Source organism: Streptomyces sp. JLYT201 (assembly GCF_059448825.1).
Genome location: NZ_CM182551.1, coordinates 130,373 through 156,824, shown reverse-complemented (window position 1 = coordinate 156,824; position 26,452 = coordinate 130,373). Strand labels below are relative to the sequence as shown.

Annotated in this window: 20 protein-coding genes and 1 pseudogene; 14 read left to right on the top strand and 7 right to left on the bottom strand. The window is 75.7% G+C overall.

The features are described from left to right. Positions 1–13 precede the first annotated feature (13 nt). The 3 genes and pseudogenes from AC5WAM_RS00690 to AC5WAM_RS00680 all read left to right on the top strand — a co-directional run. Positions 14–454 carry a DUF2267 domain-containing protein gene (locus AC5WAM_RS00690; RefSeq protein WP_495521112.1) on the top strand — a complete coding sequence of 147 codons (441 nt, stop codon included), beginning with the start codon at positions 14–16 and terminating at the stop codon, positions 452–454. A gap of 551 nt (positions 455–1,005) precedes the next feature. Beyond that, on the top strand, positions 1,006–1,527 hold the full coding sequence (locus AC5WAM_RS00685) for an SRPBCC family protein (RefSeq protein ID WP_495521111.1): 522 nt from the start codon (positions 1,006–1,008) through the stop codon (positions 1,525–1,527). Continuing rightward, a pseudogene (locus AC5WAM_RS00680) lies at positions 1,520–1,995 on the top strand (NAD(P)/FAD-dependent oxidoreductase); the annotation flags it as partial. The gene AC5WAM_RS00685 and the pseudogene AC5WAM_RS00680, both read left to right, overlap by 8 nt. A 174-nt stretch (positions 1,996–2,169) precedes the next feature. Here AC5WAM_RS00680 and AC5WAM_RS00675 read toward each other — a convergent pair. The 3 genes from AC5WAM_RS00675 to AC5WAM_RS00665 are packed head-to-tail and all read right to left on the bottom strand — an operon-like array spanning position 2,170 to position 5,725. Further along, entirely contained in the window at positions 2,170–3,729 is a 1,560-nt protein-coding gene (locus AC5WAM_RS00675; protein ID WP_495521110.1) for an FAD-dependent oxidoreductase, read from the bottom strand. Beyond that, positions 3,726–4,460 carry a class I SAM-dependent DNA methyltransferase gene (locus AC5WAM_RS00670; protein ID WP_495521109.1) on the bottom strand — a complete coding sequence of 245 codons (735 nt, stop codon included), beginning with the start codon at positions 4,458–4,460 and terminating at the stop codon, positions 3,726–3,728. Before AC5WAM_RS00670 ends, AC5WAM_RS00675 begins: the two co-directional genes overlap by 4 nt. Before the next feature lie 56 nt (positions 4,461–4,516). Then, complete coding sequence (locus AC5WAM_RS00665) at positions 4,517–5,725, bottom strand: lycopene cyclase family protein (protein ID WP_495521108.1); 1,209 nt, start codon at positions 5,723–5,725, stop codon at positions 4,517–4,519. A gap of 250 nt (positions 5,726–5,975) precedes the next feature. Here AC5WAM_RS00665 and AC5WAM_RS00660 point away from each other — a divergent pair, with 250 nt between their 5' ends. Genes AC5WAM_RS00660 through AC5WAM_RS00645 form a run of 4 tightly spaced genes read left to right on the top strand, consistent with a single transcriptional unit; the run spans position 5,976 to position 10,811 of the window. Further along, positions 5,976–7,268, top strand: coding sequence for a polyprenyl synthetase family protein (locus AC5WAM_RS00660; protein WP_495521107.1), 1,293 nt, complete (start codon positions 5,976–5,978; stop codon positions 7,266–7,268). Continuing rightward, positions 7,265–8,785, top strand: coding sequence for a phytoene desaturase family protein (crtI, locus tag AC5WAM_RS00655; protein WP_495521106.1), 1,521 nt, complete (start codon positions 7,265–7,267; stop codon positions 8,783–8,785). The genes AC5WAM_RS00660 and crtI overlap by 4 nt, the downstream gene beginning before the upstream one ends. Beyond that, positions 8,782–9,804 carry a phytoene/squalene synthase family protein gene (locus tag AC5WAM_RS00650; RefSeq protein ID WP_495521105.1) on the top strand — a complete coding sequence of 341 codons (1,023 nt, stop codon included), beginning with the start codon at positions 8,782–8,784 and terminating at the stop codon, positions 9,802–9,804. The genes crtI and AC5WAM_RS00650 overlap by 4 nt, the downstream gene beginning before the upstream one ends. Continuing rightward, on the top strand, positions 9,801–10,811 hold the full coding sequence (locus AC5WAM_RS00645; RefSeq protein ID WP_495521104.1) for a Rieske (2Fe-2S) protein: 1,011 nt from the start codon (positions 9,801–9,803) through the stop codon (positions 10,809–10,811). The genes AC5WAM_RS00650 and AC5WAM_RS00645 overlap by 4 nt, the downstream gene beginning before the upstream one ends. A 482-nt stretch (positions 10,812–11,293) precedes the next feature. Here AC5WAM_RS00645 and AC5WAM_RS00640 read toward each other — a convergent pair whose 3' ends face one another. Further along, a complete protein-coding gene (locus tag AC5WAM_RS00640) occupies positions 11,294–11,524 on the bottom strand; it encodes a hypothetical protein (protein ID WP_495521103.1) in 231 nt (76 codons plus the stop codon). Positions 11,525–12,321: 797 nt separating this feature from the next. Here AC5WAM_RS00640 and AC5WAM_RS00635 point away from each other — a divergent pair. The 3 genes from AC5WAM_RS00635 to AC5WAM_RS00625 all read left to right on the top strand — a co-directional run bounded on the left by AC5WAM_RS00635 (position 12,322) and on the right by AC5WAM_RS00625 (position 15,385). Beyond that, the gene (locus AC5WAM_RS00635) at positions 12,322–12,939 is read left to right on the top strand and encodes a ScbR family autoregulator-binding transcription factor (protein ID WP_366795536.1); all 618 of its coding nucleotides are present in this window, start codon (positions 12,322–12,324) and stop codon (positions 12,937–12,939) included. Between the two features lie 320 nt (positions 12,940–13,259). Then, positions 13,260–14,108 (top strand): NAD(P)H-binding protein, encoded by an 849-nt coding sequence (locus AC5WAM_RS00630; RefSeq protein WP_366795535.1) that lies wholly within the window; start codon positions 13,260–13,262, stop codon positions 14,106–14,108. A 503-nt stretch (positions 14,109–14,611) separates the two neighbouring features. After that, positions 14,612–15,385, top strand: coding sequence for an SDR family NAD(P)-dependent oxidoreductase (locus AC5WAM_RS00625; RefSeq protein WP_495523774.1), 774 nt, complete (start codon positions 14,612–14,614; stop codon positions 15,383–15,385). Between the two features lie 1,189 nt (positions 15,386–16,574). On the opposite strand, the gene AC5WAM_RS00620 is transcribed toward AC5WAM_RS00625, so the two are convergent. Beyond that, positions 16,575–17,762, bottom strand: coding sequence for an IS701 family transposase (locus tag AC5WAM_RS00620; protein ID WP_495521102.1), 1,188 nt, complete (start codon positions 17,760–17,762; stop codon positions 16,575–16,577). Positions 17,763–18,855: 1,093 nt separating this feature from the next. On the opposite strand from AC5WAM_RS00620, the gene AC5WAM_RS00615 reads away from it, so the two are divergent. The 4 genes from AC5WAM_RS00615 to AC5WAM_RS00600 all read left to right on the top strand — a co-directional run bounded on the left by AC5WAM_RS00615 (position 18,856) and on the right by AC5WAM_RS00600 (position 23,193). Then, entirely contained in the window at positions 18,856–19,458 is a 603-nt protein-coding gene (locus tag AC5WAM_RS00615; protein WP_366795533.1) for a TetR family transcriptional regulator, read from the top strand. A 111-nt stretch (positions 19,459–19,569) separates the two neighbouring features. After that, positions 19,570–21,111, top strand: coding sequence for an MFS transporter (locus AC5WAM_RS00610; RefSeq protein WP_495521101.1), 1,542 nt, complete (start codon positions 19,570–19,572; stop codon positions 21,109–21,111). 111 nt (positions 21,112–21,222) lie between these two features. Continuing rightward, the gene (locus AC5WAM_RS00605; protein WP_495521100.1) at positions 21,223–22,458 is read left to right on the top strand and encodes an acyltransferase family protein; all 1,236 of its coding nucleotides are present in this window, start codon (positions 21,223–21,225) and stop codon (positions 22,456–22,458) included. Between the two features lie 6 nt (positions 22,459–22,464). After that, on the top strand, positions 22,465–23,193 hold the full coding sequence (locus AC5WAM_RS00600) for a DsbA family oxidoreductase (RefSeq protein WP_495521099.1): 729 nt from the start codon (positions 22,465–22,467) through the stop codon (positions 23,191–23,193). A 250-nt stretch (positions 23,194–23,443) separates the two neighbouring features. On the opposite strand, the gene AC5WAM_RS00595 is transcribed toward AC5WAM_RS00600, so the two are convergent. Further along, a complete protein-coding gene (locus AC5WAM_RS00595; protein ID WP_495521098.1) occupies positions 23,444–25,942 on the bottom strand; it encodes a sugar phosphate nucleotidyltransferase in 2,499 nt (832 codons plus the stop codon). Between the two features lie 86 nt (positions 25,943–26,028). Further along, a complete protein-coding gene (locus tag AC5WAM_RS00590) occupies positions 26,029–26,373 on the bottom strand; it encodes an STAS domain-containing protein (RefSeq protein WP_138957354.1) in 345 nt (114 codons plus the stop codon). Positions 26,374–26,452: the final 79 nt, after the last annotated feature.

Below are 26,452 nucleotides of genomic sequence, written 5' to 3'. Positions count from 1 at the left end.
GGCACCCACCGCAGTGAACACCGGCGTGCGCGCACCGCTCGAGCACCAGCAGCCCTCCGGGGCGGCGCAGGAGCAGATGCTGGACAAGGTCCGCTACGAAAGCGCCTGTTCCACCCGCGAACGGGCCGAGGAAGCCGTCCGCCTGGTCCTCTCAGGGCTGGGACGTCGGCTGACCGGCGACGAACGCGCCGGCCTGGCCGCCCGGCTGCCCCGGGAGGCCGCCCGCGTCCTGACGGCGCAGATCCCCGCCCCCCGGCCGCTGACGGGCTGGGCCTTCGTCACGGACCTCGCCGCCCGCACCGGCGCCTCCCTCGCTGCCACCCGCTGGGACACCGGCTCCGTCCTCGCCGCCGCCGCGGCCTGTGCCGGCGACCTGATCACCCGCATCCTGCACCGGCTCCCCTGCGGCTACGCGCTGCTGTTCGGCCGCGCCGAACTCACCCCCGCCGCATAAACGGGCACCCTGCCCCCCCCGGGGCGGGGAAGGCGCCGAGCCCCAGGAAGAAGCCTGCCCGGGCGTGGGCGGGAGCCGGCGCACCGCGGCGCCGCAAGGTCTGCGCAGAAGACGAACCCGGCGGCCAGGCAAGGGAGTTCACCGGTGGGCGGCAGGCCCTCGGGCAGCAAACCAATGCCCAGGGCGGGGCGGTCGTACAAAGGGGCGGCAGTGCAGGAGCTGACGCAAGACGGTCGCGTCGACGGCGGCCCTCACGGCCACGCCGGTCAGCACGCACACCGCCCACGACCTGCCCGGCCGCACCGGGCCGGCAGCGAGGGCGGGGCGGGCCGGGGCGCTGCCCGTCGCGCTTGTCCTCACGGGCCGGGGGGGCGGGCGGGCGGATGCGCTGCGTGTACCCCGCATCGTCCGCGCACGCGCAGCGGCACCCGGCCGCACCAGGCCCCGGCCCCCGCCGGGGCGGCCTGAGGACCAAGCCCCCCGCGCCCCGGGAGGCGCGCCGGCGCACCAGGGTTGGTCCCCGGCAGCGGGCACGACTGTGGGAGGTCCTCGTGGCGGTGCGCCACCGTCTGATCAGGAAGCCGCCGGCCGAGGTGTGGGCCGTGCTCGCGGACGGCACCCGGTACGCGCAGTGGGTCGTGGGCACGGCCCGGTCCCGCCCGGTGCGCGGCCAGTGGCCCGGGCAGGGCGCGGCCCTCGCCTACGAGATCCGCCTGGGACCCCTGCGGCTGGCCAACGAGACAGTGGTCCGCCGGTGCCAGGAGGGCTCCACGCTGGAGCTGGAGGCGCACGCCGGGCCGCTGGGAACGGCCCGCATCGCCCTGGACCTGCGTGCCTGGGGCGAACACTGCCTGGTGACCTTGGACGAGCATCCGCTGCGGGGCGCGGGAGGACGCCTGCACAACGCCGGGTTCGAGGCCCTGATCCAGCTGCGCCACCGCGCGATGCTCGGCCGCCTGGCCCGGCTGTGCGAAGAGGGCGGGCCAGGCGCACGTGACCGCGGCGGCCCGCCGCAGACCGCGAGCCCGGCCACGACCGTGCCGGGCGGCGGGAGCGGGCCCGGCCGTGCCTGACGCCGTGGTGATCGGCGCCGGGCCCAACGGGCTCGTGGCCGCCGGCCTTCTCGCCGACGCCGGGGGAGCGCGGGGTGCTGGAGGCGGGGCCCGGCCCGGGAGGCGCGGTGCGCCACGACCGGGGCGTGGACCCCGACTTCGTCAACGGCCTCTCCAGCTCCTTCTCCCCGCTGGCCGCGGCCCCCTGGCCCGGCCGCGCCTGGAGGACCACGGACCGCGCCGGGCCCACGCCCCCCCACACCCCCCCAGGTCCTGGCGCGCCCGCGCACCGGCGGCAGCTGCGCGGTGCTCGACCGCCGCCTGGAGGCGACCGCAGCGTTTCCGGACGCCTTCGCCGCAGGCGGCGGCGCCGCCTGGATACGGCTGCACGAGGTGGGGCAGGAGCTGGGCCCCGCCCTCGGCGGCCTGCGCCTGGCGCGCTCCTTGCTCCTGCCGGTGCGCCGCCTGGGGCGGGAGGAGTTGCGTGGAGGCCCGGCTCCGTGCGGTCCCGCCGGTGCGCGCCGTGCTGGCGCTCCTGGTCCTGGGTGTGGCCCGCCCGCCTGCCCGCCCTGGAGAACGCCAACCCGCCTCCGGGGCAGCGGCCTGCTCGGCCCCCGGGGGGGGCAAGCAGGCCGGTGAGCGCGGCTGAGCGCAGGCCCGCGCTCAGCGCCCAGCCCGCCGGGCCGCCCACCGCAGGACGGCGCAGCGGCCGCGGTCGGGCACCGTCCACAGGGCGTGCCCCCGCAGCCCCCAGCGCCGCAGCAGCGTGTTGGCGGCCAGGAAGCCGCTGGTGGCCGCCCGCTCCATCAGGGCGACGGGCAGATCGGTGCGGACCACGTCGCCCGCGAGGACCAGGCCGGGGGCGGGTGTGTCCACCGTCGGGCGCTCGGCGTGGCCGCCCAGGGGGAACAGCGGGCAGTCGGCCCGCCATTCGTGCCGTGCGTCGATGACCCGGCAGCGGCTCGTCTCCGGGTAGAGGCGGTGCAGTTGGCTCTGGAGCTCCTTGTGCGTCGTGGCCCGGTCGGCGTGTTCGGGCAGCGCGTAGGCGTGCAGCTCCACGACCGAGCCGCCGGTGCGGGCGGCCCAGCGCGCGGCCTCGCCCTCCCAGCGCTCGAGCACGCTGACGTTGTCCAGCGCCCCGAATCCGCTGGTGCCCAGGAAGCCGGGCCGGTCGGCGCGCACGGGGGCATCGAGCCACAGGCGCGACACCACAAAGGGCGGCGCGGTGCGCAGCCCGGCCACCTGCTCGCGCCACCGCTCGTCCCCCAGGCCCGGGGAGCGGGACACCACGGAGCGCAGGCCCGCCGGGTCCAGGGCGAGCACCACCGCGTCGTAGGGCTCCTCGCCGCTGGCGGCGCTCACCGTGAAGCCGCCCGCGGCAAGGGCCGACACTGCGTGCACGGCGGTGCGGGTGCGCACGCGGGCGCGCAGCCGTCCCAGGCGCTCGGCCACCGGGTCCCACAGGGCCTGCGGGAAGGGTTCCCCGGGCACGTCGAACAGCAGGCCCTCGGACGAGCCGAGGAAGTACACGTGGAACATCAACGCCATCTCCGCGGCCGACAGCTCACGGGGGTCGGCGAAGAAGCTGCGGGAGAACACCTCGAAGGCCAGATGCCGGGCCGCGGCGGGGAAGTTGATCGCTTCCAGGAAGTCGTGGGCGCTGACGCGGTCCAGCCGTGCGTACACCTCGGGCACGCGCACATCCAGCAGGGGCAGGGCCGCCCGCGGCCGCATCCGCCTCAGGTCGCGCGCAGCAAAGGACTCGCTCAGGGCCACGAACCCGAGCGCGCTCAGCGGCGGGGTGCGCGGCACGTGCCTAAAGCCGTCCTGCCTGCCGCTGCTGTGGCGCAGGGGATAGTCGGGCAGAGCAACGAGGTTGGACAGCAGGGGGTCGGTGCGGCGCAGCAGGGCCCGCAGGTTGTAGTACTGCCGGAAGAAGGCGTGGAAGCCGCGGCTCATCGTCACGCTCGTGCCGTCGGCCAGGCGCGTGGGCCATCCGGCGACCCGGCCGCCCAGCTGCGCCTGGCGTTCGTACAGCGTGACGCGCACCCCGCGTTCGGCCAGGGCGGTGGCCGCGGTGAGACCGGCGATGCCGCCGCCGACGACCGCCGCGCGCGGCGCTGCGTTGCGCTGCGCGCGCAGGGCGCCGGGCGCGGCGGGCAGCAGCTGCGCCTGCCGGTCGCGGCCCGGGCGGCAGGGGCGGTGGCGCGGGCCTGCGGTCATCGGGCCGCCTCCTGGGAGCCGGGTGCCGGGCGGCGGGCGAGGAAGGTGTGGGCGATGCCGGTGTGCCAGCCCGGCAGGGGCAGCACGCGCACCCGCTCGAAACCGGCTCGCCGCATGCGCTGCGCGAGGTGTCCCGCGGTGTCGAAGGTGACGACGCTGCGCCACAGGTGCCGGCAGAGCGGCCCCTGGCCCAGCAGCGTGGCGGCCGGCAGGATGAGCGTGGCGCACACCGCGCTCCACACCGCCCGGTGGGCCGCTCTCCCGCTCAGCGCGTACTCGTGCACCGCCAGGCGGCCGTGCGGGGCGAGCAGGTCCAGGGTGCGGGCGAGCACGGCGTCCGGGCCGGCCGTGTTGCGCAGCAGGCAGGCGGCGAAGACCGCGTCGAAGGGGCCGTGCACGCCGGCCTCGGCCAGGCGTTCCACCGGGGCGTGCACGAACCGCACGGGCCGGTGCAACGGCCGGCGGGCGGCGCGGCGCAGCATGCCGGCCCAGGCGCCGACGGCCGTGAGGTCCGCGCCGGGAAGCACCGCGGCCAGGGCCGCCGTCGAGGCGCCCGTGCCGCAGCCGAGGTCCAGCACGCGCAGCCCCGCGCCGGCCCGCGCCGGCCCCAGGCGCCGCACGGAGCGGCGCAGCTGGGCACGGTAGCCGGGGTTGGCCGCCACCAGCGTGTCGTAGCTGCGGCAGGCGCGGTCGAACGCGGCCGCAAGGTCGGCGTCGCGCAGCACGGTCATGCCATCTCCGTAACGGATCGTCGGGTTCTCGAGGACGGGGGGCGGGGGCGGGGGCATCAGGTCGGGCGGTGGGCGCGGCGCGGCGTGAAGGGCAGGGCGAGCGCGCAGCCGAGCATCGCGGCCACGGGCACGTGCAGGCCGATGGACAAGTCCTCCAACAGGCTGGTGCGCCCGTCCAAAAACCGCAGCAGGCGGGGCGCGGGCACGCGTGAGAACAGATGGGTGAACAAGGCCGGGCCGTCCACGCGGCCGCGGTCCAGGGCGTGCAGGAGCACGGCGTCCATCAGGTGGGAGCGCGCGGAGTGGGCCCGCGGCGGCAGCGGGCGGCGCCCGGCGTGCAGCGCGGCGGCCACGGCGAGGACCTGGCGCTGCACGGCGCTGAAGGTGTACCCGGTCGACGGCCTGGTCGCCCCGGCCGCCGCTCCCACGCGGAACACGCACGCGCCGGCGCGCCGGGAAAAGTCCCCGTCCGTCATCGGGATGACGCCCTGCTCGGTCGCGGTGATCTCGTACGCGCCGGCCCCGAGCACCTGGGTGAGGTAGTGCCGCAGCGCGCGGTCGTAGCCGTCGCGGCCGAGCGGGCCGCGGGAGAACTCCGTGTACTCCACCAGCGCCTCGCACGCACCGGTCGGCAGGACGTATCCGAAGGACAGGCCGTGCGCGGGCTGGGGAGTGCGGAAGTCCATCAGCTCCACCGCGGCGGGGTCGAACCGCGGCGTGCGGGTGCGCACGAACCAGCCGCGGAAGTGCTGCAGCAGTGTCGTGCGCGCGGGCGGCAGGCGCGCGGGCGGCCGGGAGTCGAAGACCCAGCGGGCCCGCACCCGCACCCGGGTGCCGTCGGCCCGCCGGGCGTGCGCCACGGCGCCGCCCGGCACGGACTCGACCCGCTCCACCAGGGCCTCCTCACGCCGCACGCACGAGCTGTCGGACAGCACCCGCCCGGCCAGCGCCTCAAAGGCCTGGGAGTCCAGCATCTTGTAGCGCAGCGGCGCGATGGCGGCATCCACGATCCGCCCGCCCGCAGAGCGCACGCGCAGCCGCTGCCAGGACGCCGTCACCGCCTCGTCGTACGGCCCCGGCCCGGACTCCCAGTAGCACCAGGTGCGCCGCGCGGTGCGCGAGGGGCCCGGCGGCGCGGCCAGGAGCACCGCCGTCACCCGCCGCGCGCCCAGCGGCGGCCGGGCCAGGCGCAGCGCGAGCGACAGGCCGGCCGCTCCGGCGCCCACGACGGCGACATCCACGTCCACGTCCACGTCCGCATCCACGTCTGTTTCCTTACCCCGGCCGGGTGTTGCGCTCAGTCTTCTCGCCCGGCGCTCCGTGCGGATGCAGCCGGGCGGGTGCCGTGGCCCGGATATCCCGCCGCGGCGGGATATCCGCCAAGCAGCGCATCCGCGCACCCCTGCCGCGCGGAATGTCTGGCAAGGAAGGAACAGCAACACAACGGCACGACGTAGGCCAGAGGCAGAGGGTGCGGGACACCAGGCCCCGCCCCGACCGGCGAGAGGATCCGCGATGTGCTCCACCCAGGCGACCGGACGGCTCACGGCGGACCCGCCGCACCGGCCGCACGGCCCCCAGGGCACAAGGGACGCGCCCCGCCCCGGGGCCACCGGCCGCGCGCGCGGGCCGGGCCAGGCGCACGCGGTCGACGACGACGTGCCCGCTGCCGTCGGCCGGGAGCTGGAGCGGCTGCTCACCGACCGCCTGGCCCGCTGCCGCGCCCTGGACACGGTGTTCACCCATGACATCGCCGAGCGGGTCGCCCGCTTCACCCGCAGCGGCGGCCGCCGCATCCGCGCCCGCCTGGTGTGGTGGTCCCTGCGCGCCTGCGGCGGCGCAGCCGACGCCGCCCCCGCGCGCGCGGCGCTGCGCACGGCGGCGGCGCTCGAACTGATCCAGACCTGCGCCCTGGTCCACGACGATCTGATGGACCAGGCAGCCACCCGCAGGGGCCAGAGCGCCCTGCACGCCGACGTGACCCGCCAGTACGCCGGCAGCGCACCCCCCTCCGCCGCGAGCAGCCTCGGCGGATCGGCCGCCGTGCTCGCCGGGGACCTCGCGCTGGCCTGGGCCGACGACGTGCTGGCCGACCTGGTGCTCGACCCCGGCCTTGCGCCCGGCACCGCACACAGGCTCAACGAGGTGTGGCGCACCCTGCGCACGGAAATGGTGGCCGGGCAGTACCTCGACGTGCAGGGCCAGGCCACCTGCGCCCACACCCTGGACCGGGCGGTCCGCTCCGCCTGCCTCAAAAGCGCCCTGTACACGGTCGAACGGCCGCTGGAGCTGGGCGCCGTGCTCGCCGGAGCCGACGACGCCACCACGCTCGCGCTGTGCCGCGCCGGACGCTGCGCGGGACTGGCCTTCCAGCTGCGCGACGACCTGGACGACCTCTTCGCCGACCCCCAGGCCACCGGCAAGCCCTCCGGCGGGGACGTACGCGCGGGCAAGCCCACCTACCTGCTGGCCGCCGCCCGCGCGCTGGCCACGAGCGCCGACGACCGCACCGCGCTCGGCGTGCTGGAACGCGCCGTGGGCCGCGCGGACCTGCCCGGCAGCGAACTCGCCGCGGTACGCGACGTCCTGGTCTCCACCGGCGCGCGCGACCTGGTGGCCGCGAAGATCACCCGCCTGTGCGGGCAGTGCCTGCGCCACCTGGGCGACGCCGCCCTGGAGCCGCGCGCGGCGGCCCGGCTGCGGGCCCTGCTCGCCGAGATCACCGGCACGCCCGGCCAGGCGTGCGCGGGCGGCGGCCTTCCCCTGGCCGCGGCCCTGACCGCCCCGGGAACGCAGGCACAGCGGTGACCCGGAGCGTCAAAGGACCGACCGATCACGTCGTGGTGGTCGGCGCGGGCCTCGCCGGGCTGTCCGCCGCCTTGCACCTGCTGGGCGCGAGCCGCCAGGTCACCGTCGTGGAACGTGACCCGAAGCCCGGCGGACGGGCCGGACGCCGGGCCCTGGGCGGCTACCTGATCGACACCGGACCCACCGTGCTCACCATGCCCGACATCGCCGACGAGGCGTTCGCCGCGGTCGGCACGTCGCTGCGCGACCACGTCGACCTGATCCCGCTGCACCCCGCCTACCGGGCCCGCTTCGCCGACGGCAGCACCCTGGACGTGCACACCGACGCGAGCGCGATGGAGGCGGAGATCGAACGGTTCGCCGGACCCGCCGACGCCGCCGGCTACCGCCGGCTGCGCCGCTGGCTGCGCCGGCTCTACCGGGCCCAGCACGCCCGCTTCCTCGACGCCGACTTCGACTCACCGCTCCAGCTGCTCACCCCCGACCTGCTCCGCCTCGCCGCACTGGGCGGCTTCGGCCGCTGGCAGGCACGCATCGCCCGCCACCTGCGCGACGAACGCCTGCGCCGCGTCTTCTGCTTCCAGGCCCTGTACGCCGGCGTCGCGCCCGAGCGCGCCCTGGCCGCCTACGCGGTCATCGCCTACATGGACACCATCGCCGGGGTGTACTTCCCGCGCGGCGGCATGCACGCCCTGCCCCGCGCGATGGCCCACGCCGCGGCCGGGGCCGGGGCACGGTTCCACTACGGGCAGCAGGTCACCCGTCTGGAGCGCACGGGCGAGCGCATCACCGCCGTGGTCACCGACGACCAGCGCATCGCCTGCGACGCCGTCGTCCTCACCCCCGACCTGCCGCTCGCCTACCACCTGCTGGGACACACCCCGCGCCGCCCGGCCCGCCTGCGGCACGCACCCTCAGCGGTGGTCCTGCACGCCGGCTGCGACCGGACCTGGCCCGAACTGGCCCACCACACCCTGTCGTTCGGCCACGCCTGGCAGCGCACCTTCCACGAACTCACCCGCACCGGCCAGCTGATGAGCGACCCCTCCTTGCTGATCACCCGCCCCACCGCCACCGACCCCGCCCTCGCACCGCCGGGCCGGCACCTGCACTACATCCTCGCGCCCTGCCCCAACACCGCGATCGGGCCCGGCCCCGCCGACTGGAGCACCCTGGCACCGCGCTACCGCGACAGCCTGCTGCGCGAACTCGACCGCCGCGGCCTCACCGGCATCGCCTCCTGCATCGAGCAGGAGTGCCTGGTGACCCCCGCCGACTGGACCGGCCTAGGACACGCCGCGGGCACCCCCTTCTCCGCCGCCCACACCTTCGCCCAGACCGGCCCGTTCCGCCCCCGCAACCTGGTGCGCGGCACCGCCAACGCCGTACTCGCCGGCTGCGGCACCACGCCCGGCGTCGGAGTGCCGCCCGTGCTGCTGTCGGGAAAGCTCGCCGCCGCCCGCCTCACCGGCCACCGCGCCGCACCCGGCCGCCGCACCCGGGGAGCACGCCCGTGACCGCCCGCGAACTGGACGCCGCCCGCATCACCGACCGCCGTCTGCGCGCCGCCTACACCCACTGCCGCCAGCTGAACGCCCGCCACGGCCGCACCTACTTCCTCGCCACCCGCCTGCTGCCCCCCGAACGCCGCCCCGCCGTCCACGCCCTGTACGGCTTCGCACGCTGGGCCGACGACATCGTCGACGCCCCCGCCGGCGACCACGCCCCCGGCACCGGTGGCGACACGGCCCGGCGCAGGGCCGCCCTGGACCGGCTGAGCCAGGACCTGCGACACGGCCTCGCACACGGACCGGGACAGGGCAGCGCGCCGGTGGTCGCCGCCCTGGCCGACACCAGCCGCCGCTACGCCATCGACCACCGCCACTTCACCGACTTCCTCACCGCCATGCGCAGCGACCTGACCGTCACCCAGTACGCCTGCTACCGCGACCTGCGCGCCTACATGCACGGCTCCGCCGCGGTGATCGGCCTGCAGATGCTGCCCGTCCTCGGTGCCGTGGTCCCGCGCGAACAAGCGGCACCCTACGCGGCCGAACTGGGAGTGGCCTTCCAGCTCACCAACTTCCTGCGGGACGTGGGGGAGGACCTCGACCGGGGCCGCCTCTACCTCCCCCTCGACCTGCTCGCCGCGCACGGCGCCGACCGCGAACTGCTGCGCCACTGCCGCGACAGCGGCCGCAGCGAGCAGCGCGTCACCGCGGCCCTGCGCGAGTTCGAGGCCCTCACCCGCGCCGCCTACCGCCGCGCGGCGCCAGGCGTAGCGCTGCTCGACCCCGCCGCACGGCCCTGCATCCGCACCGCGCTCGTGCTGTACGGCGGCATCCTCGACGCCGTCGCCGCCGACGGCTGGAGGGTGCTGCACCGCCGCGCGGTGGTGCCCCGCCGGCGCCGCGCGCTCCTCGCGGCCGACGGCCTGCTGCGCCTCGCCGCGGCCCGCCTCACCGCCCGCCACGGCCCCGCACCGGCCCCCGCCGGGGACGGCCCCACGCCTTCCCGCCCGAAGGAGCCCGCGTGAGACCCGCTCAGCCGCCCCGGCGCGGCCGCCTGCCCCTGCGCCTGCGCCGCGCCCCCGCCCCCTGGCAGCGCCAGCGCCCCACCTGGCGCGAGGCCCGGCCCGCGCTGATCGCCGACGCGCTCCAGCGGGCCCGGGCCCGTCCCGGCGGCAACTGGTACGCGCTCGGCGCCTCCCGCGAACTGCGTGCCGACCGGCCCCTGGCCCGTACCGTCGCAGGCCACGAAGTGGTCCTGTGGCACAACGCGCAAGGCCGTCTCGTCGCCGGGCCCGGCGCCTGCCCGCACTTGGGGGCGCCCCTGGGCGACAGCCCGGTGTGCGGCGGCACCCTGGTGTGCCACTGGCACGGACTGGCCCTGGACGGCAGCCCGTTCGCCGGCTGGCAGCCGTGGCCCGCCCACGACGACGGGGTGCTGCTCTGGGTGCGCCTCGACGCCGCCGGAGGCAAGGAGCCGACCGCCCGACCACCGGCAGCGGCCCGCCCCGCCGCTGCCACCGCCCTGACAGCCGTGTACACGGGGGTCGGCCTCTGCGAGCCGGACGACGTGGTCGCCAACCGCCTCGACCCCTGGCACGGGGCCTGGTTCCACCCCCACTCCTTCGTCGACCTCACCGTCGTGGACACCCCCGGCCCGCACGACGAGGAGGACGCCTTCACCGTCGACGTCTCCTTCAAGGTCGCCGCACGGCTCGTCGTCCCCGTCCGCGCGGTGTTCACCGCCCCGGGGCCGCGCACCGTCGTCATGCGCATCACCGAGGGAGAGGGCAGGGGCTCGGTCGTGGAAACCCACGCCACACCCCTGGCCCCCGACCCCTGGGGCAGGCCGCGCACCGCCGTGGTGGAAGCCGTCATGGCCACGTCCGACCGCCCCGGCTTCACCGCGGCCCGCCGGGCCTCTGCGCTGCTGCGCCCGCTGATCCGGTACACGGCGCGCCGGCTGTGGCGCGACGACCTGGCCTACGCCGAACGGCGCTGGGCCCTGCGCTCATCGGGCCGCTTCCCCGGCTGAACGCGGCCGTCTCGTGCAGCAGAGCCGGCCCGTAGGGCGGGCCCGCGCTTGGCGGGGCTGCCCTGGCACTGCGGCCTGGACGCCGGTGGCGGTGCAGGCCCGCCGTCACCGGACCGGCGCCCGGAAACAGTGAAGGCCCCCTCCGTGTGGAGGGGGCCTTCGTGCGGAGCGCCCGGCAGGCCTTGCACCTGCATTTCCCATCGGATGATGGACGTCTTTCCTTGGACCACAGACGCGCGACTCCCGTGCCCTGCACCGGAGTTACGTGAAGATCATACAGCGGCATCGGGGGTGCTGCGCACCACCTGCCGCAGGCCGCGCGCCCGCTGCCGCTCCGGTGAGGACCTGTTCGTGCAGCGGCCCGGCTGCGGTGTTGCGGTGCTGTGCGTTCCCGGGCTGCTCTCGGTGTCTGGGTGGGTTGTGTGGTGGGGGTGGGTGCCCCGCCGGCGGCTGGGGGTCCGGCGGGGCGTGTGTGGGGTGGGTTACAGCTCGCCGGGGCGGGGTTTGTCGAGCCAGCTGGAAGTCGTCATGTGGTGGGTGTCCAGGCGGTGTTCGCGTGTCTGGGGGGTGGTGACGGGGCTGTGTGCGGGTGTGGCGGGGTGGGCGGCGGCCGGCAGGGCGGGGTTGCCGGCGGGCGTGTCGGCGAGGGCCGTGGTGGCGCCCAGGGTGCACAGGGCGGCTGTTGCCGCGCCTACGGCTATGTGCTTGATCATGAGGGTCCTTTCAGGGCTTGGGCGAAGGGGGTTGACGCACGCAGTAGAGCGGGCGTCGATCAACGGGCGGTCAACGCCGGTTCGACGGTGCGTCTGTGCGGGCGCGCAGGGATGCACCCGTCTGCGGGCTCTGCCGGGCAGGGCCTAGGTGGCCTGGAGCGGCCCCGCCCGGGACCGGGGCGCCCTGGAGCTCTGGCCGGTGTGGCGGGTGCTCCGTGTACCCGTGCGCTGTTGTGCGGTGCGGGCCGGTGCTGCTGCCGTACGACCTGCCGGGAGAGCGGAAGTTGCAGGCGCAGGGTGTGCGGGGCGCTGCCGCCGGGGTTGCCGGGTGCTCGCCCTTGCGGGCGGCGGGAGAAGAACCGGGGCCGCCTTCGGGCCGGGGCGCGGGGCCGGGGGCCGGGGCGGGCGGCCCGTCCGGGGGACTCTGGGGCTCAGGGACGGCCTGCGGTCGCTCATCGTGTGCTGCTGGCCGTGCTGTTGATTTGTGCACCACGCGGCAGCGTGCCCTCGCGGCGAGGCGGTGGGGGCCCCGGCGTCGCCATGCGGTCCCCGCCCGCGTTCTCCGGCCGGGTGCCGGGCCTCGTCGCTGCGGGGCTTTGACTGTGCTGAGTTGCCGTGTCCGGTGTCAGCTCTCGCTGGCCGCGCCCGGTGCATCGCTCTTGTCTTGCCGGGCTGCGGCGGGGTCGGGTGGGTGGGGGGTGGGTTTGGGTGGGGTTGGTGGCCTGGTGTGGGGGTGGGGTGGGGGCGTAAAATAACGGCCGTTCGTTTTTGTGGCGAGGAAGGGCAGGGGACGCTCGATGGTGGAGCCCAAGCAGGAGCGTGCGGTGAAGACCCGGGATGAGATTTTGCGGGCGGCGGCGCTGGCTTTTGATGAGTTGGGGTACCGGGGGGCGAGCATGCGGGAGATCATGCGGCGGGCGGGGGTGACGCTGGGGGCGGTGTATTTCCATTTCGAGAGCAAGGAGGCGCTGGCGCGTGCGGTGATCCGTGCGCAGCCGGAGGTGATGGTGCCGCGGGTGCATTCGCAGGGGTTGCAGCGGCTGGTGGATCTGTCGCTGGTGTGGGCGCATCAGCTGAATGTGAACCCGCTGCTGAGGGCGGGGGTGCGCCTGGCGGTGGAGCAGCGCAGCCACGGGATTGAGGACGACACGTCGTTCTATGAGTGGGAGAAGATCTTCCAGGGCTGGCTGGAGGTGGCGCGGGAGCAGGGGGAACTGGCGGCGGGGGTGGAGCCGGGCGTGGTGGCGGAGTTCGTGGTCGGGGCGATGACGGGCACGCAGCAGCATGCGCATCTGACGGGGACGACGGCGGCGTTGCCGCAGCGGATTGTGCATATGTGGCAGTTGCTGCTGCCGGGAATCGCGCGGGCGAAGGCCGCGGCTGCGATCGATCTGGATCCCGGCCGGGGCCGGTAGCCGGCGAAGAGGAAACGGGGGCGGGGGTGTCGTTGCCGGCAGGGCCGTACACGGCCCGGGACGTGACGGACGAGCGGGCGGGCACGGCTGCCCGCACGGGCGGTGCCGCCCGTACGGCCGCCCGGGCGGCCCGTGCGCGCGGTGGGCGCAGCGGGCTTGGTGCAGGCGGGGCGGGAGATGCCGTCGGTGTGGGGGGAGTTGACGGTGCGGCGGGTGTGATGGCGGGTGGCTCGGCTGGTGTGGGGGGTGCTGTCGGCGCAGGTGGCGAGGTCGGTGCGGGCCCGGGGGGCACGGGCCGTGCGGGCGGCTTCGGTGGTGGGGTGCGGGTGGTGGTGGCCGGGGCTTCGGGGACGGTGGGGCGGTTGGTGGTGGGGGAGTTGGAGGCGGGGCATTACGTGCGGGCGTTGACGCGGGATCCGCGGGCTGCGGTGCGGGCGGGGGTGGGGGGTGTGAAGGTGCGGGCGGATTTCGGTGACCGGGCCTCGTTGGAGCGGGCGTTGGCGGGGATGGATGCGTTGTTGCTGATTACGAGTGATCCGTTGCGTCCTGATCATGATGAGCGGGTGCTGGAGGCGGCGGTGCGGGCGGGGGTGGGGCATGTGGTGAAGGTGTCGGCGCTGGCGGTGACGGATACGGGGGCCGGGGATGTGATCACGTGCTGGCAGCGGATGTGTGAGCAGCGGGTGCGCGAGTGTGGTCTGGCGTGGACGGTGCTGCGTCCGCGGGCGTTCATGTCCAAGGCGCTGGCCTGGGCGCCGTCGGTGCGGGAGCGGGGAGTGGTGCGGGCGGTGTACGGGTCGTCGGTGAATGCGTGTGTGGATCCCGCGGATGTGGCGGCGGTGGCGGCGCGGGTGCTGACCACGCCCGGGCACGGGGGGCGCTGTTATGAGCTGACGGGGCCGGGGCCGGTGTGTGCGCGGGAGCAGACGCGGGTGCTGGGGCGGGTGCTGGGGCGGGCGTTGCGGTTTGAGGAGATGGGGGTGGATGAGGCCTGGCGGCTGTGGCGCAGCCGGTATCCGGAGCCGTATGCGCGGGCGCTGGTGGAGAGCGCCGAGCGCCAGCGGGCGGGGGCGAAGGCGGGGGTGAGCCCGGGGGTGCGGCAGGTGATGGGCCGTGCTCCGGCGGGTTTTGCCGACTGGGCCCGGCGTCATGCCCGTTTCTTCGGCTAGCCGCGGCGCGGGCGGCCTGCCGTGCGCCTGCCGCGGCCCGCCCCCCCGGCGCTCCCGTGCTCGGTGCCTTTCGCAGGCGCCCTGCCCCGGGGATGTCCCCGTCGCCACCAGGTGCTGCTCGGTGCGCCGGGGGTGCGCTGCGCGGCGGTGCGTCCCGCTCGGGACGCGGCCTGCCGCCCGTACGCCCGCCCCTGTCCCTGTGTTCGTGGTCCTGCTCGTTGTCCTGTGCTGTGTATGGGGTGCGGGGCCGTGTGCCGGTGCGGTGAGTGGTGGGCGGGGTGGTCTGGGGCCTGGGGCGGGGAAAGGTTTCTTCTGTCGGTGTGCGCGGGCCGGGGCGGGCGGGTGCGGCAGGTGTGCGTGCCGGTGTGCGGGTTGCCGGCAGGTGTGCGGCGGATGCGGGTCTCGTATGCGTATGCGTATGCGTATGCGTAGGGGGTTGCGGGTTCGCGGCAGATGGCGAAGCGGATTTCACAAAGGGGAGGGGTTTGCTGGTGAGGGATGGTCTGGGAGCGGGGCGGGATCTGCTGGGCGGGGCGACGGTCATGATTACGGGGGCCTCGAGCGGGATCGGTGCGGCCGCGGCGCGGTTGTTCGCCGCGGAGGGTGCGGCGGTGGTGCTGATGGCGCGGCGTCAGGAGCGGTTACGTGCGCTGGTGCAGGAGATCACGGCGGGCGGCGGGCGGGCGCTGGCGGTGCCGGGGGATGTCACCGTCGCCGAGGACGCGGCGCGGGCGGTGAAGGAGGCGGTCAATGTCTTCGGCCGTCTGGACGCGGCGTTCAACAACGCGGGCTGGGCGACCGCGGGCACCCGGCTGCACGAGACGGACGACGAGGTGTTCGCCCGGATCGTGGAGGTGAATCTGCGCGGGGCCTGGAACTGCCTGAAGGCGCAGATCACGCAGATGCTGGAGAGCGGGTGCGGGGGTGCGATCGTCAACACCGCCAGTGTGGCGGGGGTGGTGGCCACCGGGGCGGCGGCGCCGTATGTGGCGGCCAAGCACGGGGTGATCGGCCTGACCCGGGCCGCGGCCGAGGAGTACGGGCGCCAGGGCATCCGGGTCAACGCGCTGGTGGTGGGCAGTACCCGTACCGAGCTGATGGACGATGTGCTGACCCAGGTGCCCGCGCTGGAGGAGTCCTTCGTGGCCCGCTCCGCGCAAAAGCGCATGGCCCGCCCCGAGGAGGTGGCCCAGGCCGCCGCGTGGCTGTGCAGCACCCGTGCCTCGTTCGTCACCGGGGCCGCGATGGCCGTCGACGGCGGCTGGACCGCCGCCTGACCCCCCGCCGCCCCCGGCCTCGGCGCGCGCCGAGCCCGCCGCGCGCGGCAGCGGGCCGGGCGGCACACCGGGCCGCGCCCGGCAGTTGGGCCGCGGTGGATGCCGGGCCCTGCCCGAGGCGCGCACCGCGCCCGGTCCCGCAGCACACCCGCCCCGGCCAGGAAGGGGGCGGGTGCGCCGGGGCCGGGCCCGGTGGTGAGCCCTTGCGGCACGTATGTGCCGGGCCCGGCGCCGGACGGGGCCCGGACGGCCCGGACTTCGGGCAGGTGAAGGCGCGGGGCGCCCCCGGGGCCCAGGCGGCGGAGGCAACTCGCCCTGGAATCAGGGCGGGTGAGGGGTGCGGCTTGGTCCCCGGACCGGCGAAGACGAAGGACACACCCCGGCCCTCTCCCGGACGGGCGAAGACAGGAGGCGGCCCCGGGCCCCAGGCAGTGAGGGCGGGCAACGGGCCCTGGCCCCCGGACGGGGGAGGGGGCGGGACAGCCGCGCCCCGGACGGGGGCGTGAACGGCCCCGGCTCCCGGAGAGCGAGGGCGCGGGGCGGCCCTGGGGTCCGTGCGGCGAGGACGGGGGGCGGCCTCGGGCCTTGGACGGCGACGGCGCACGAAGGCCCCCAGGGGCCGGGACAGTGAACAACCGGTCTTCTGGCCCGGGGCGGTGAAGGAACGCCTTCCGGCCTCGGGCGGTGGGGGAATGCCGTCCGGCCTGGGGCGGTCAAGGCGCCCCGCGCCCGGGGCGGGTGGAGGCGCGGTCACGGCCTCAGGCCCCGGAGGCCGAAGGCGGGCGTGGGTGAGGGCGCACAACGGGCCCTGCGCCCCGGACGGGTGGGAGCGGGCAGCAGCCCCGGCCCCCGGACGGTGAAAGCGTGGACAGCCCCGGTCTCCCGATGGTGAGGGCGCGGGGCGGCCCCGGCCCCCGGACCGGCGGAGAAGGCGGAACGGCCTCAGGCCCTGGACAGCGACAGCGACGGCGACGGCGCACGAGGGCTCCGGCCCCCGGATCCCGCGCCCGGGGCGGTGGGGGTGGGCAACCCGCCCTGGGCTCAGGGCGGGTGCGGCCGCCGGGCGGCGCGGCGGCGTGGCGGGGCGGTCGGGTGGAGGTGGAGGGGGCGGGCCCCGGGGCCGGGTGTGGGCCGGGGCCCCGCCGGGGGCCGGGTCCCGGGGGCGGGGGACCGGCCGGGGGGGGGTGGGTCAGGCGGTGCGGGGCAGGGGCTGGGGCTGGTCGGCGGCCGGCGCGCACAGCCGGCTGTAGGCGTAGGCGGCCGAGACCAGGGTCATGTGATGGTGCCAGCCGGGGTAGGAGCGCCCCTCGAAGTCCAGCAGCCCGCACTCCTGCTCCAAGTGGGTCATGGTGGCCCGGGTGCGGGCGTGCAGCTGGGCCAGGGACATCAGCTCGTCCAGGCGCGCGTCCAGCAGGTTGGAGACCCAGACCCGGGCCGGGCGCTGGAGGCTGGGCCGCCACTGGGTGAAGATCCGCAGGGTGTGGGCGCTGCCGGGCAGGCGGATCAGGCCGGACAGGATCCGGATGTGGCGCTGGCCGTGCTCGGGCGTGGTGACGGTGACCACGTGCGGATGGCGGGTGCTGTGCTGGTAGAGGAACTGCCTTGCGCCGTGCGGGCTGTGGGCGCCCAGGTGCGAGGCGGTGGTGCGGGCGGTGGCCGGGCACACCCCCATCCCCGGCGGCACCGACACCACCATCGCCCGGCCCTGGCGGTGCAGCTGCTCGATGAGCTGCGCGACATCGGTGTGGTCACTCATATCCGCCACCACCGGCGCGGGCGCGTGCCGGGTCTGCCTGGCCAGCGTGCCCGCCAGGTCCGCCGCGTGCGCCCACAGCGGCCGGTGGCGGGCCACGGCCGGGATGCGGGCCCGCTCGCGCAGCCGCTCATCGGCGTTCCACTGCTCGGGCAGCATCAGGCGCCAGTCCACCGGCAGCTGCATCTCGCCCAGCGACAGGAACACCCCGATCCCCAGCTGGCAGTTGATGGTGCGCCCGGCCTCGGGCACGAACCGCCGGTGCACCCCGCAGGAGTGCCCCCCGCGCTTGGGCAGCACCGCGGTGGCGATGGTCCACGCCCGCGGGGCGGCCCGCTGCTCCACATAGCGGATCAGCTCCTTGCGGGCCGGTTCCCACTCCCAGGGGCTGGCGTTGATGAACTGCTGCAGCGACTGCGAGGCGGTGGGCGAATCGGAGATCGCCGCCGCCAGGCGCCGCACCGACTTCTTGCCCGGCGTCGAGAGCAGTCCCTGCAGATACCCCTGTGCCCAGCGCCGCTGATCGGCGCGCGGCAGATGCCCGAAGAGCGCCGCGGCGAACGCGGACAGCGGATCACTGCCCCCCGCCGCTGACGTCACCCCCACCTGCTGCTGTCCGGCCATGGTCGTTCCCCTCCGTGACGTGTCCGACCCAAAAAGCGTAGCGAACGTTCGCTTTGTTTTCGAGAGAGGGGAGCGTACCGGTGCGACTTGGTGAACTCCAGCGCCCCGCCCGGGACTTCACGCCCGCGCGAACGCCCCCCGGACCCCGCCGCCCCCCTCCCGTCACCCCCTGCCGCACCCCCGCACTCCTCACGCACCCCGCCCCGCACTCCGTCCCGCCATCCCGTGCCGTACTGCGTTTCCGGGCCGGTCCGGGCCGGGTGTGCGCCCCGGCCGGGGCGCGGGTGTGGGGGCGGTGTGGTGCTTTGGGGGGTTGCCGGGAGAGTCCGGGCTTTCGGTGTCCGGTCGGACGAAAGGGCGAAAAACTGCGGAAAGAGGGGGAGTGGGGAGAGAAAAAGGCCGGAGGCTTTCCCACGTTGGCGTTGTGGTGTCCCCTCCCGCGTCGGAAGCTCAAAGTCCGGTACGTCGGCCGCGGTGGAAGGAGGGCTTTCGGTGACGCGCAGCGCGCCGCACACGGCACCCGCCTCCACCAGCAGCGCACCCGCACCGCCGCACCGGGTCCGCATGCCCGGCGGCCCGCCGCCCGCTCCGGCCGGTGCAGGCCGCGGTCCTGAGGCTGTGGCCTGCGCACCTGCGGGCCGCGCCCGCAGGTGCGCCCCACCGTCCTCCGCGCCGCCCCACCGCGCCCGCACCCGCGTGCGGCGGGTGCCCGCTGAGGTGAACGCGCGCCCCAGGACCGCGCCTTCACCGCCCCCGCCGCCCCTGCCGTCTGCGCCGGTGTCGCCGTCCAAGCCGGTGCCGCTGTCTTCGCCGGTGGGCGCAGCGTATGTGAGGGCGTACCGCACACACCGGCGGGCGAGCGGCACCCCCGGGCCCGCCCGCCCCGTATCCGGCCCGGACACCCGCCCGCCCGGCCAGGGCGGCGGGCCCTGTCCGGGCGGTGTGCGCGGCGGGGGCGGTGCGCGGGCCGGGCCGGCGGGCCCGCCGGTGGCTGCCGGCCGTGTGCCGGGACTTGACCGCTCGTGTACCGCCTTCACCCCCCGTGCCGCGCTGTGGTGCGCGGGGGTGTCCCACGTCCCCAAGGGAGTCGACAGTGAAACAGGAACGCGCCGCACGCACCCGCGAGGCTCTGGTGCAGGCAGCCGCCGTGGCCTTTGACCACGCCGGTTTTCACGGCACGTCCCTTGGCCGGATCAGCAAGGCGGCGGGGATCTCCATGGGCGCGTTGACCTTCCACTTCCCCACCAAGGACGAACTGGCCGACACCGTGCAGCTGCGCGGGCTCACCACCACCCGCGACGCCGTCCAGCGGCTGCTGGACGGCCGCCAGGCGGCCCTGGAGACGGTCGTGGACGTCACCCTGGAGCTGGCCGCCCTGCTCCAGGAGGAACCCGCGGTCCGCGCCGCGGCCCGCCTGAGCCGCGAACGCGAGGGCGCCCAGGACGCCGTCCTGTGGCCGCGGGCCTGGCTGCCGGCCATCGAGGAACTGCTGGAGGCCATGCCCGCGGGCCAGCTGCGCGCGGGCTGCGACCCGCGCACCGTCCTGGCCCTGGTGCAGCACCTGGTGGCCGGTGTGGAGTCCTACCTGCGCAGCTGCGGACCGCAGGGCTGCGACACCTACAAGAGCGCCCCCGAACAGCTGGCCCGCATCTGGGAGCTGGCCCTGTACGGCATCCGCTGCGGGCGCGGCCTGTAGGCGGCTGCGTCTTGCGCAAGTCGGCGTTGCCGCGCCGGCGCCGGGCGCTTGAGGCTGGAGATACCCCCTGAACCCCCCTTGTCGGCCGGTGTCTTTGCAAGGAGCTGCCCCGTGGCGGACACAGACGTCTCTGCCCGCACCCCCGCCGAACCCCCCGCCCCGGCCGCCCCCGCTGCCGCTGCTGCTGCCCCGGCTGCGGGCGCGCCCGCACGCGCGGGCGCGCGCCGCCCCGGCTGGCTGCTGGCGGTGGTCCTGGGCGGCACCTTCATGGCGATCATGGACGGGTTCATCGTCAACGTGGCGGTGCCCGCCGTACGCACGGACCTGGGCGCCAGTTTCGCCCAGGCCCAGCTGACGGTCTCCAGCTATCTGCTGGCCTACGGCCTGTTCCTGGTCACGGGCGGCCGCCTGGGCGACCGCTACGGCTTCCGGCGGCTGTTCCTCGCGGGCCTTGCGCTGTTCACCGCGGCCTCCCTGGCCTGCGGCCTGGCGGGCTCGGCCCCGGCACTGATCGCCTTTCGCACCGTGCAGGCGCTGGGCGCGGCCCTGTTCTACCCCCAGGTCCTGTCGGTGCTGCAGACCGCCTTCACCGGATCCCGCCAGGCCCGCGCCTTCGCCGCCTTCGGCGCCACCATCGGCGGCGCCTCGGTGGCCGGCCAGCTCCTGGGCGGCCTGCTGGTGCAGGCCGACCTGTTCGGGACGTCCTGGCGCCCCGTCTTCCTCCTCAACGTCCCCCTGGGACTGCTGCTGTTGCTGGGCGCCGCCCTGACCCTGCCCCGAGCCCCCCGCCGCGCGGCCCCCGCCCGCCGGGGCGCGGGACTGGACGCGGGCGGCACCCTGCTGCTGAGCGCCGCCCTGGCCCTGCTGCTGGTACCGCTGACCCTGGGCCACGGCGCGCACTGGCCGCTGTGGAGCGTGGTGATGCTGGCCGCCTTCCCGCCCGGCGCCGCCCTCCTGGCCGCCCACGAGCGGGCCCTGGCCCGCCGCGGCGGACAGGCGGTGATCGACCCGGGCCTGTTCACCCGCGGCCGCTTCCGTGCGGGCAGCGCCCTCGCGGTGGCCTTCTTCGCCGGCAACGCCGGGCTGTTCTTCCTGCTCACCTGGCACCTGCAGAGCACCATGGGCTACGGCGCGCTGCGCGCGGGGCTGTGCTTCACCCCGCTGGCGCTGACGTTCGTCCTCGCCTCGCTGCTGGCCCCGCGGCTGCAGGAACGTATCGGCACCCGGCTGCTGGTGGCCGGCTACGTTCTCAACGCCGCGGGCACCCTGGCCCTGCTGGCCGCCGCGGTGGCCGGCCGGCCCGAAACCGCCGTGCTCCTGGGCTGCCTGGCCGTCATCGGCTTCGGGCAGGGCCTGGGGGTCAGCCCGCTGTTCGCCACCGCGCTGCGCGAGATGCCCGCGGCGCTGGCGGGCGCGGCCTCGGGGGTGCTGGAGACCGCCGCCCAGCTCGGCATGGCCCTGGGCGTCACCCTCACCGGCCTGGCCTTCACCGCCCAGGCCGGCCCGGACAGCCCCACCACGGCCACCGCGTCCGGTGCGTCCGGTGCTTTCGGCGCGGGCCTGGCGGCCGCCGCCCTGCTGGCGCTGACCGCGCTGGCCCTGCTGCCCCGCCTGCTGCGCGCCCCCGCCGCGCCGCCGGGCCCGCGGCCGTGAGACACCCCGCCCCCGCCGGGGGCTGTGCCCCCGGCCCCGGTGCGGGCCGCGCTGCTGCGGGTCCTGCCGTGCTGTGTCTGTGTCTGTGTCTGTGCTGTGAGGTGACGTGCCATGGGTGCCTGGGGTGTCCGTGACGCCATGGGCGTGAGCGTGAGCGTGAGCGTGGGCGGGGAGCCGGGCCGGGCGGGGCGGCTGCCGTCGCTGACCGGGATGCGCTTCGCCGCGGCGCTGCTGGTGTTCTGCTTCCACGCCTCCTACGAGAACCTCTTCGCCGACCGGCAGGTCAACGACGCCTTCGCCCGGGCGGTCAGCCAGGCGGGCTGGACGGGTGTGTCGTTCTTCTTCGTGCTGAGCGGGTTCGTGCTGGCCTTCTCCGCCCGCTCCCACGACACCTGGCGGGCGTTCTGGCGCCGCCGCCTGGTCAAGATCTACCCCAGTCATCTGGTGACGCTGGCGGCCGCCGTGGCGCTGCTGGCGGCCGCCGGTCTGCCCCGGCCCGGGCTGCTGCGCAACCTGCTGCTGGTGCAGGCCTGGCAGCCGGATGTGGACGTCATCCTCAGCGCGAACCCGGTCAGCTGGTCCCTGAGCGCGGAGGCCCTGTTCTATCTGGCCTTTCCGGCCCTGTGGGCGGGGGTGCGCCGCATCCGCGCCGAGCGCCTGTGGTGGTGGGCCACTGCCCTGGCGGCCCTGGTGGCCGCGCTGCCGGCGCTGTCCGGCCTGCTGCTGCCCTCCGGCGCGGACATGTCCTGGCTGGCCATCAGCGAAAAACAGTACTGGTTCCTGCTGGCCTTCCCGCCGGTGCGGGCGGCGGAGTTCGTCCTGGGCATGGTGATGGCCCGCCTGGTGGCCGCCGGCCGCTTCCGCGCCCGCGGCCACCTGGCACTGCCGGTGCTGACCCTGGCCGCCTCCTACCTGCTGGCGCTGGCCCTGCCCGTCGCCTACGGCATCGCCGCCCTGGGCGCGGCCCCGCTGGCCTGGCTGGTCGCCGCGGGCGCGCGCGCCGATCTGCGCGGGGCCCGCACCCTGCTGGCCAGCCGCCCCCTGGTACGGCTGGGCGAGCTGTCCTTCGCCTTCTACCTGCTGCACCGCCTCATCCAGTTCCACGGCCACCGCGCCCTGGGCGAGCACCGCACGTTCAGCACCGGGGCGGCCGCGGGCCTGCTCCTGCTGGCCTGCGCCCTGACCCTGCTGGCGGCCTGGGTACTGCACACGGTTGTCGAGCAGCCCCTGCTGCGCCGCTACGCCACCCCCCGCGCCCCCGGCCCTCCCGGCACCCCCGGCCCTCCCGGAACTGCCGGTGCTTCCGGTGCTGTTGGCAACTCCCGTTCTACTCCCGCGTCCAAGTGAGGCCCGATGACTGTCACGGTCGATGTCTGGTTCGACTTCATCTGCCCCTACAGCCTGATCACCCGGCATGTGCTGGCCAAGGCGCTGCACGGCCGGGACGCCGCCCCCGCCTTCCATCCCTTCGAGGTCAACCCCAACTGCGTGGAGGAGGCGGGGGAGTACCCGCGCGGGGTGTGGGAGAACTCGGTGCGCCCGCTGGGCGCCGAGCGCGGCGTGCACCTGGCCGGGCCGCCGGGCACCCCGCTGCGCCGGGCGCGGATGGCGCTGCTGGGCTATCAGTACGCGCGTGAGCACGGGGCCGGGGCCCGCTACACCGACCTGGTCTTCAGCGCCTACTTCCACCACTGGCAGGACATCTCCGATCCCACGGTCCTGGCCGGCCTTGCGGTGGAGGCGGGCCTGGACCGGGCGGGTTTCCGCGCGGCCATCATGTCGGCGCGCTATGCCCGCGCCCATCAGCAGAGCCTGGCCCACGCCCGGGGCCCGGCGCAGGTGACGATGGTGCCGGTGATCGTGGCCGGGCAGCGGCGCATCGACGGGGTGCCCACGGCCGAGGAGCTGGCCCGGGCCGTGGAGGAGGCCATCGCCGCCGCCGGCGCGCCGGCGGTGCCCGCCGCACCGGGAGCGGGGCCGGGGCTGTGGGACATGACCACCCCCGCCCCGCCCGGGGTGGCGCTGCCCGCCGCGGTGCCCAAGCCGCTGCCGGGCACCCGCACCCGCCTGCACGGCACCTGAGCCCCCGCCGGGGCCGCCGACACCGGCGCCCCCGCCCCCCTTTTCCGGAACCGGAAGGGGGCGGGGGCGGGACGGGCGGCTGTGTGCGGGGGCCGGGCGGAAAGAGAGGGAAAGAGAGGGAAAGAGAGAGGGGGGTGCGGCCGGCGCCCGCGGCACGAGGGCGGGCTGTTTCCCTCCTGCGCGGGCGCCGGCCGCACCCCCTCTTCTCTTCTTTTGGGCGCCACCCGCCCCCCTGGCCGGGGGGTGGGGGTCAGGCGGCGGCGGAGCCGCGTACGGCCGCGCTCCATTCGTCGAGCAGGGCGTCGGCGGCCGCGGGGTCGGGGCCCTCGGCCCACAGGCGGGTGATGGGGGCGGCCGCGTCGGGCAGGACCAGGGCCCAGCGGCCGTCGTCCTCCAGCACGCGCACTCCGTCGGTGGTGTCGATCTGCCGCCCGCTGGCGGCCTCGACGACGGTGCGCATGACCTGGCCCTTGATGCGCCAGGCGGTGGGCAGATCACGCTGGCGCACGTGCACGGCGGGCAGCGGGGCGATGAGTTCGCTGAGCGTGGTGTGGTCCGCCGCGAGCAGGGCGGCGATCTTGACGAAGGCCGCGACGCCGTCGGCGTAGATGCTGAACTGGGGCAGCACGAAGGCGCCGTCGCCGTCGGCGGCCAGGATGAAGCCGCCGCCGGCGGCGGCGCGGTTCAGATCGCCCGGCGCGGTGGCCACCCAGCGCACCTGCCCGCCGTGGGCCAGGGCGGTCTGCTCCACCGCGCGGCTGACGGTGACCGGCACCGCGGTGCGCCCGCCGCCCGCCTCGCGGGTCAGCAGGCGCACCAGGAGCAGCAGGGCGCGGTCGTCGGCGATGATGTGGCCCTGTTCGTCGACCAGGGACAGGCGTTCGCCGGTGGGGTCGAAGCGCACGCCGAAGTCGGCGCCGGAGGTGGCCACGAAGTGGCCCAGGGTGTGCAGGGCGGCGCGGCGTTCGGCCGGGGTCTCGGTGCTGGAGGCGGGCACCAGGGCGTTGTTGACGGTCAGGGCCTCGATGCTGAGCCGGCCCAGGACCGCGGGCAGGGTCAGGGCGGTGCTGCCGCAGGCGGCGTCCACCACGACCTTCAGGCGCCGGCCCACGCCGTCCAGGGTGCCCAGGTGCGCGGTGAGTTCGTCGGCGTACTCCTCGATGCTGGTGGGCGCGGCCTGCAGGCGGCCCATCTCGCCGGAGAGCACGCGCCGGTACTCGCGCCGGCTGAAGACCCGCTCCAGGCCGCGCTGGGCGGTGGGGGAGACGTCGATGCCGTGCGCGTCCAGAAAGAGGATGTCGACGCTCTCCTCGCTGCCGGGGGTGGTGGTGACCACGATGCCGCCGTGGCTGTCCTCGGCGGTGTGCCGGCGGGCCAGCGGCAGCGGCACGTGCCCCAGATCGCGCACGCCCAGGCCGGCCGCGCGCAGCGCGGAGATCATGGCGGGCAGCAGGACCTGGGCGGCCACGCCGTGGTCGCGGGCCACGGTGACCTGGCCGCCGCGCGGCAGGGTGGTGGCGAACGCGCTGGCCAGGCGCACCGCGAGGTCGGGGGTGACCTGGCTGTTGAGGACGCCGCGCACACCGCGCGGCCCGAACAGCGACTTGGTGGCGCGCGACTCCCAGATCAGGCTGTCGTTGACGGTGGTGCCCGCCTCGATGGTCTTGCCCGGGTAGACCAGGACGTCGGCGGCGACGTGGGCGTCCTCCTCCACCACGCAGCCCGCGCCCAGCACGCTGCCCTCCTCGATGCGCACATCGCGGCGCAGGCTGCTGTTGCGGCCGATCACGCAGCCGCGCAGCACCGCGCCGGGGCCCACATAGGCGTGCGGGTGCACCACCACGCGGCGCAGCTGGGCGCCCTGGTCGATGACCGCGTGCGCGCCCACCACGGTGTGCTCGCCGATGCGGGCGCCCGCCCCGATCTGGGCGTGCGCTCCCACATACACCGGCCCCGTCAGCTGGGCGGTGGGGTGGATGCGGGCGCTCTTGTGGACCCGCACGGTGGGGGAGAGCTCCACCCCGGCGCGCTCCACGCCCACCTGCCCGCCCAGGACGTCGGCCTGGGCGCGCAGATAGCTGGCGTGGGTGCCCACGTCCTCCCAGTAGCCCTCGGCGACGTAGCCGTAGACGGGCCGGCCCTCCTCCAGCAGGCGGGGGAAGACGTCGCTGGACCAGTCCACGCTCTCGCCCGCGGCGACGTAGTCGAGGACTTCGGGTTCCATGACGTAGATGCCGGTGTTGACGGTGTCGGAGAACACCTGGCCCCAGGTGGGCTTCTCCAGGAAACGCTCCACGCGCCCGCCGGCGTCCAGGACGGTGATGCCGAACTCCACCGGCTCGGGCACCCGGGTCAGGCACACCGTCACCAGGGCGCCCTTGGCGCGGTGGAAGGCGATCAGGTCGGTGAGGTCGATGTCGGTCAGCGCGTCACCGGAGATCACCACGAACGGCTCCTCGCCCAGCAGGCCGGCGGCGTTCTTCACGCTGCCCGCGGTGCCCAGCGCGTAGGGCTCGGTGGCGTAGCTCAGGCGCATGCCCAGCGCGCTGCCGTCGCCGAACTGCTCGCGGATGAGGGAGGCCAGGAACTGCACGGTGACGACCGTGTCGTCCAGGCGGTGGCGCTTGAGCAGGCGCAGCACGTGCTCCATGATCGGCCGGTCGGCGACCGGCAGCAGCGGCTTGGGCAGGTCCGAGGTCATCGGCCTCAGCCGTGAGCCCTCGCCGCCGGCCATCACAACAGCCTTCATGTCGGAGAATCTCCCTTGGGTAGTGCGGGTGTCGCAGGACGGACAAGAAGGGCGGGACATACAGCAGATAAGAGGGGTCTTCGGGGTCAGGCGGCGGCGGGCTCGTCGGGCAGGCTCACCGAGCCCTCGATGAGGGTGACGGCCTGGGCGAAGCCGCTGGCCTGCAGCACGCGCCGGACGCGGTCGCAGGCGCCGTCCACCACGATCTGCGCGCCGGCGGGCAGCTGCTGCTGGGTGCAGCACAGGCAGCGCACCCCGGCCGCGGACAGCGAGGTCAGCCCGTGCATGCGCAGCACCAGCCGGTTCACCGGACGCGACAGCGCCTGGTCGATCAGGGTGCGCACGGCGGGCACCCGTTTGTCGGTCAGATCCCCGCTGAGGTAGATCGTGGCGGTGTCACCGGTGAACCCGAAGTAGGCCTCAAAACTCATCACGTCATCCCTTGGGGTCTGTTCTGTCATCGCAGTACGGACGGACGGATCAACAGCGGAAACAAGGAAGCGGCAGGGC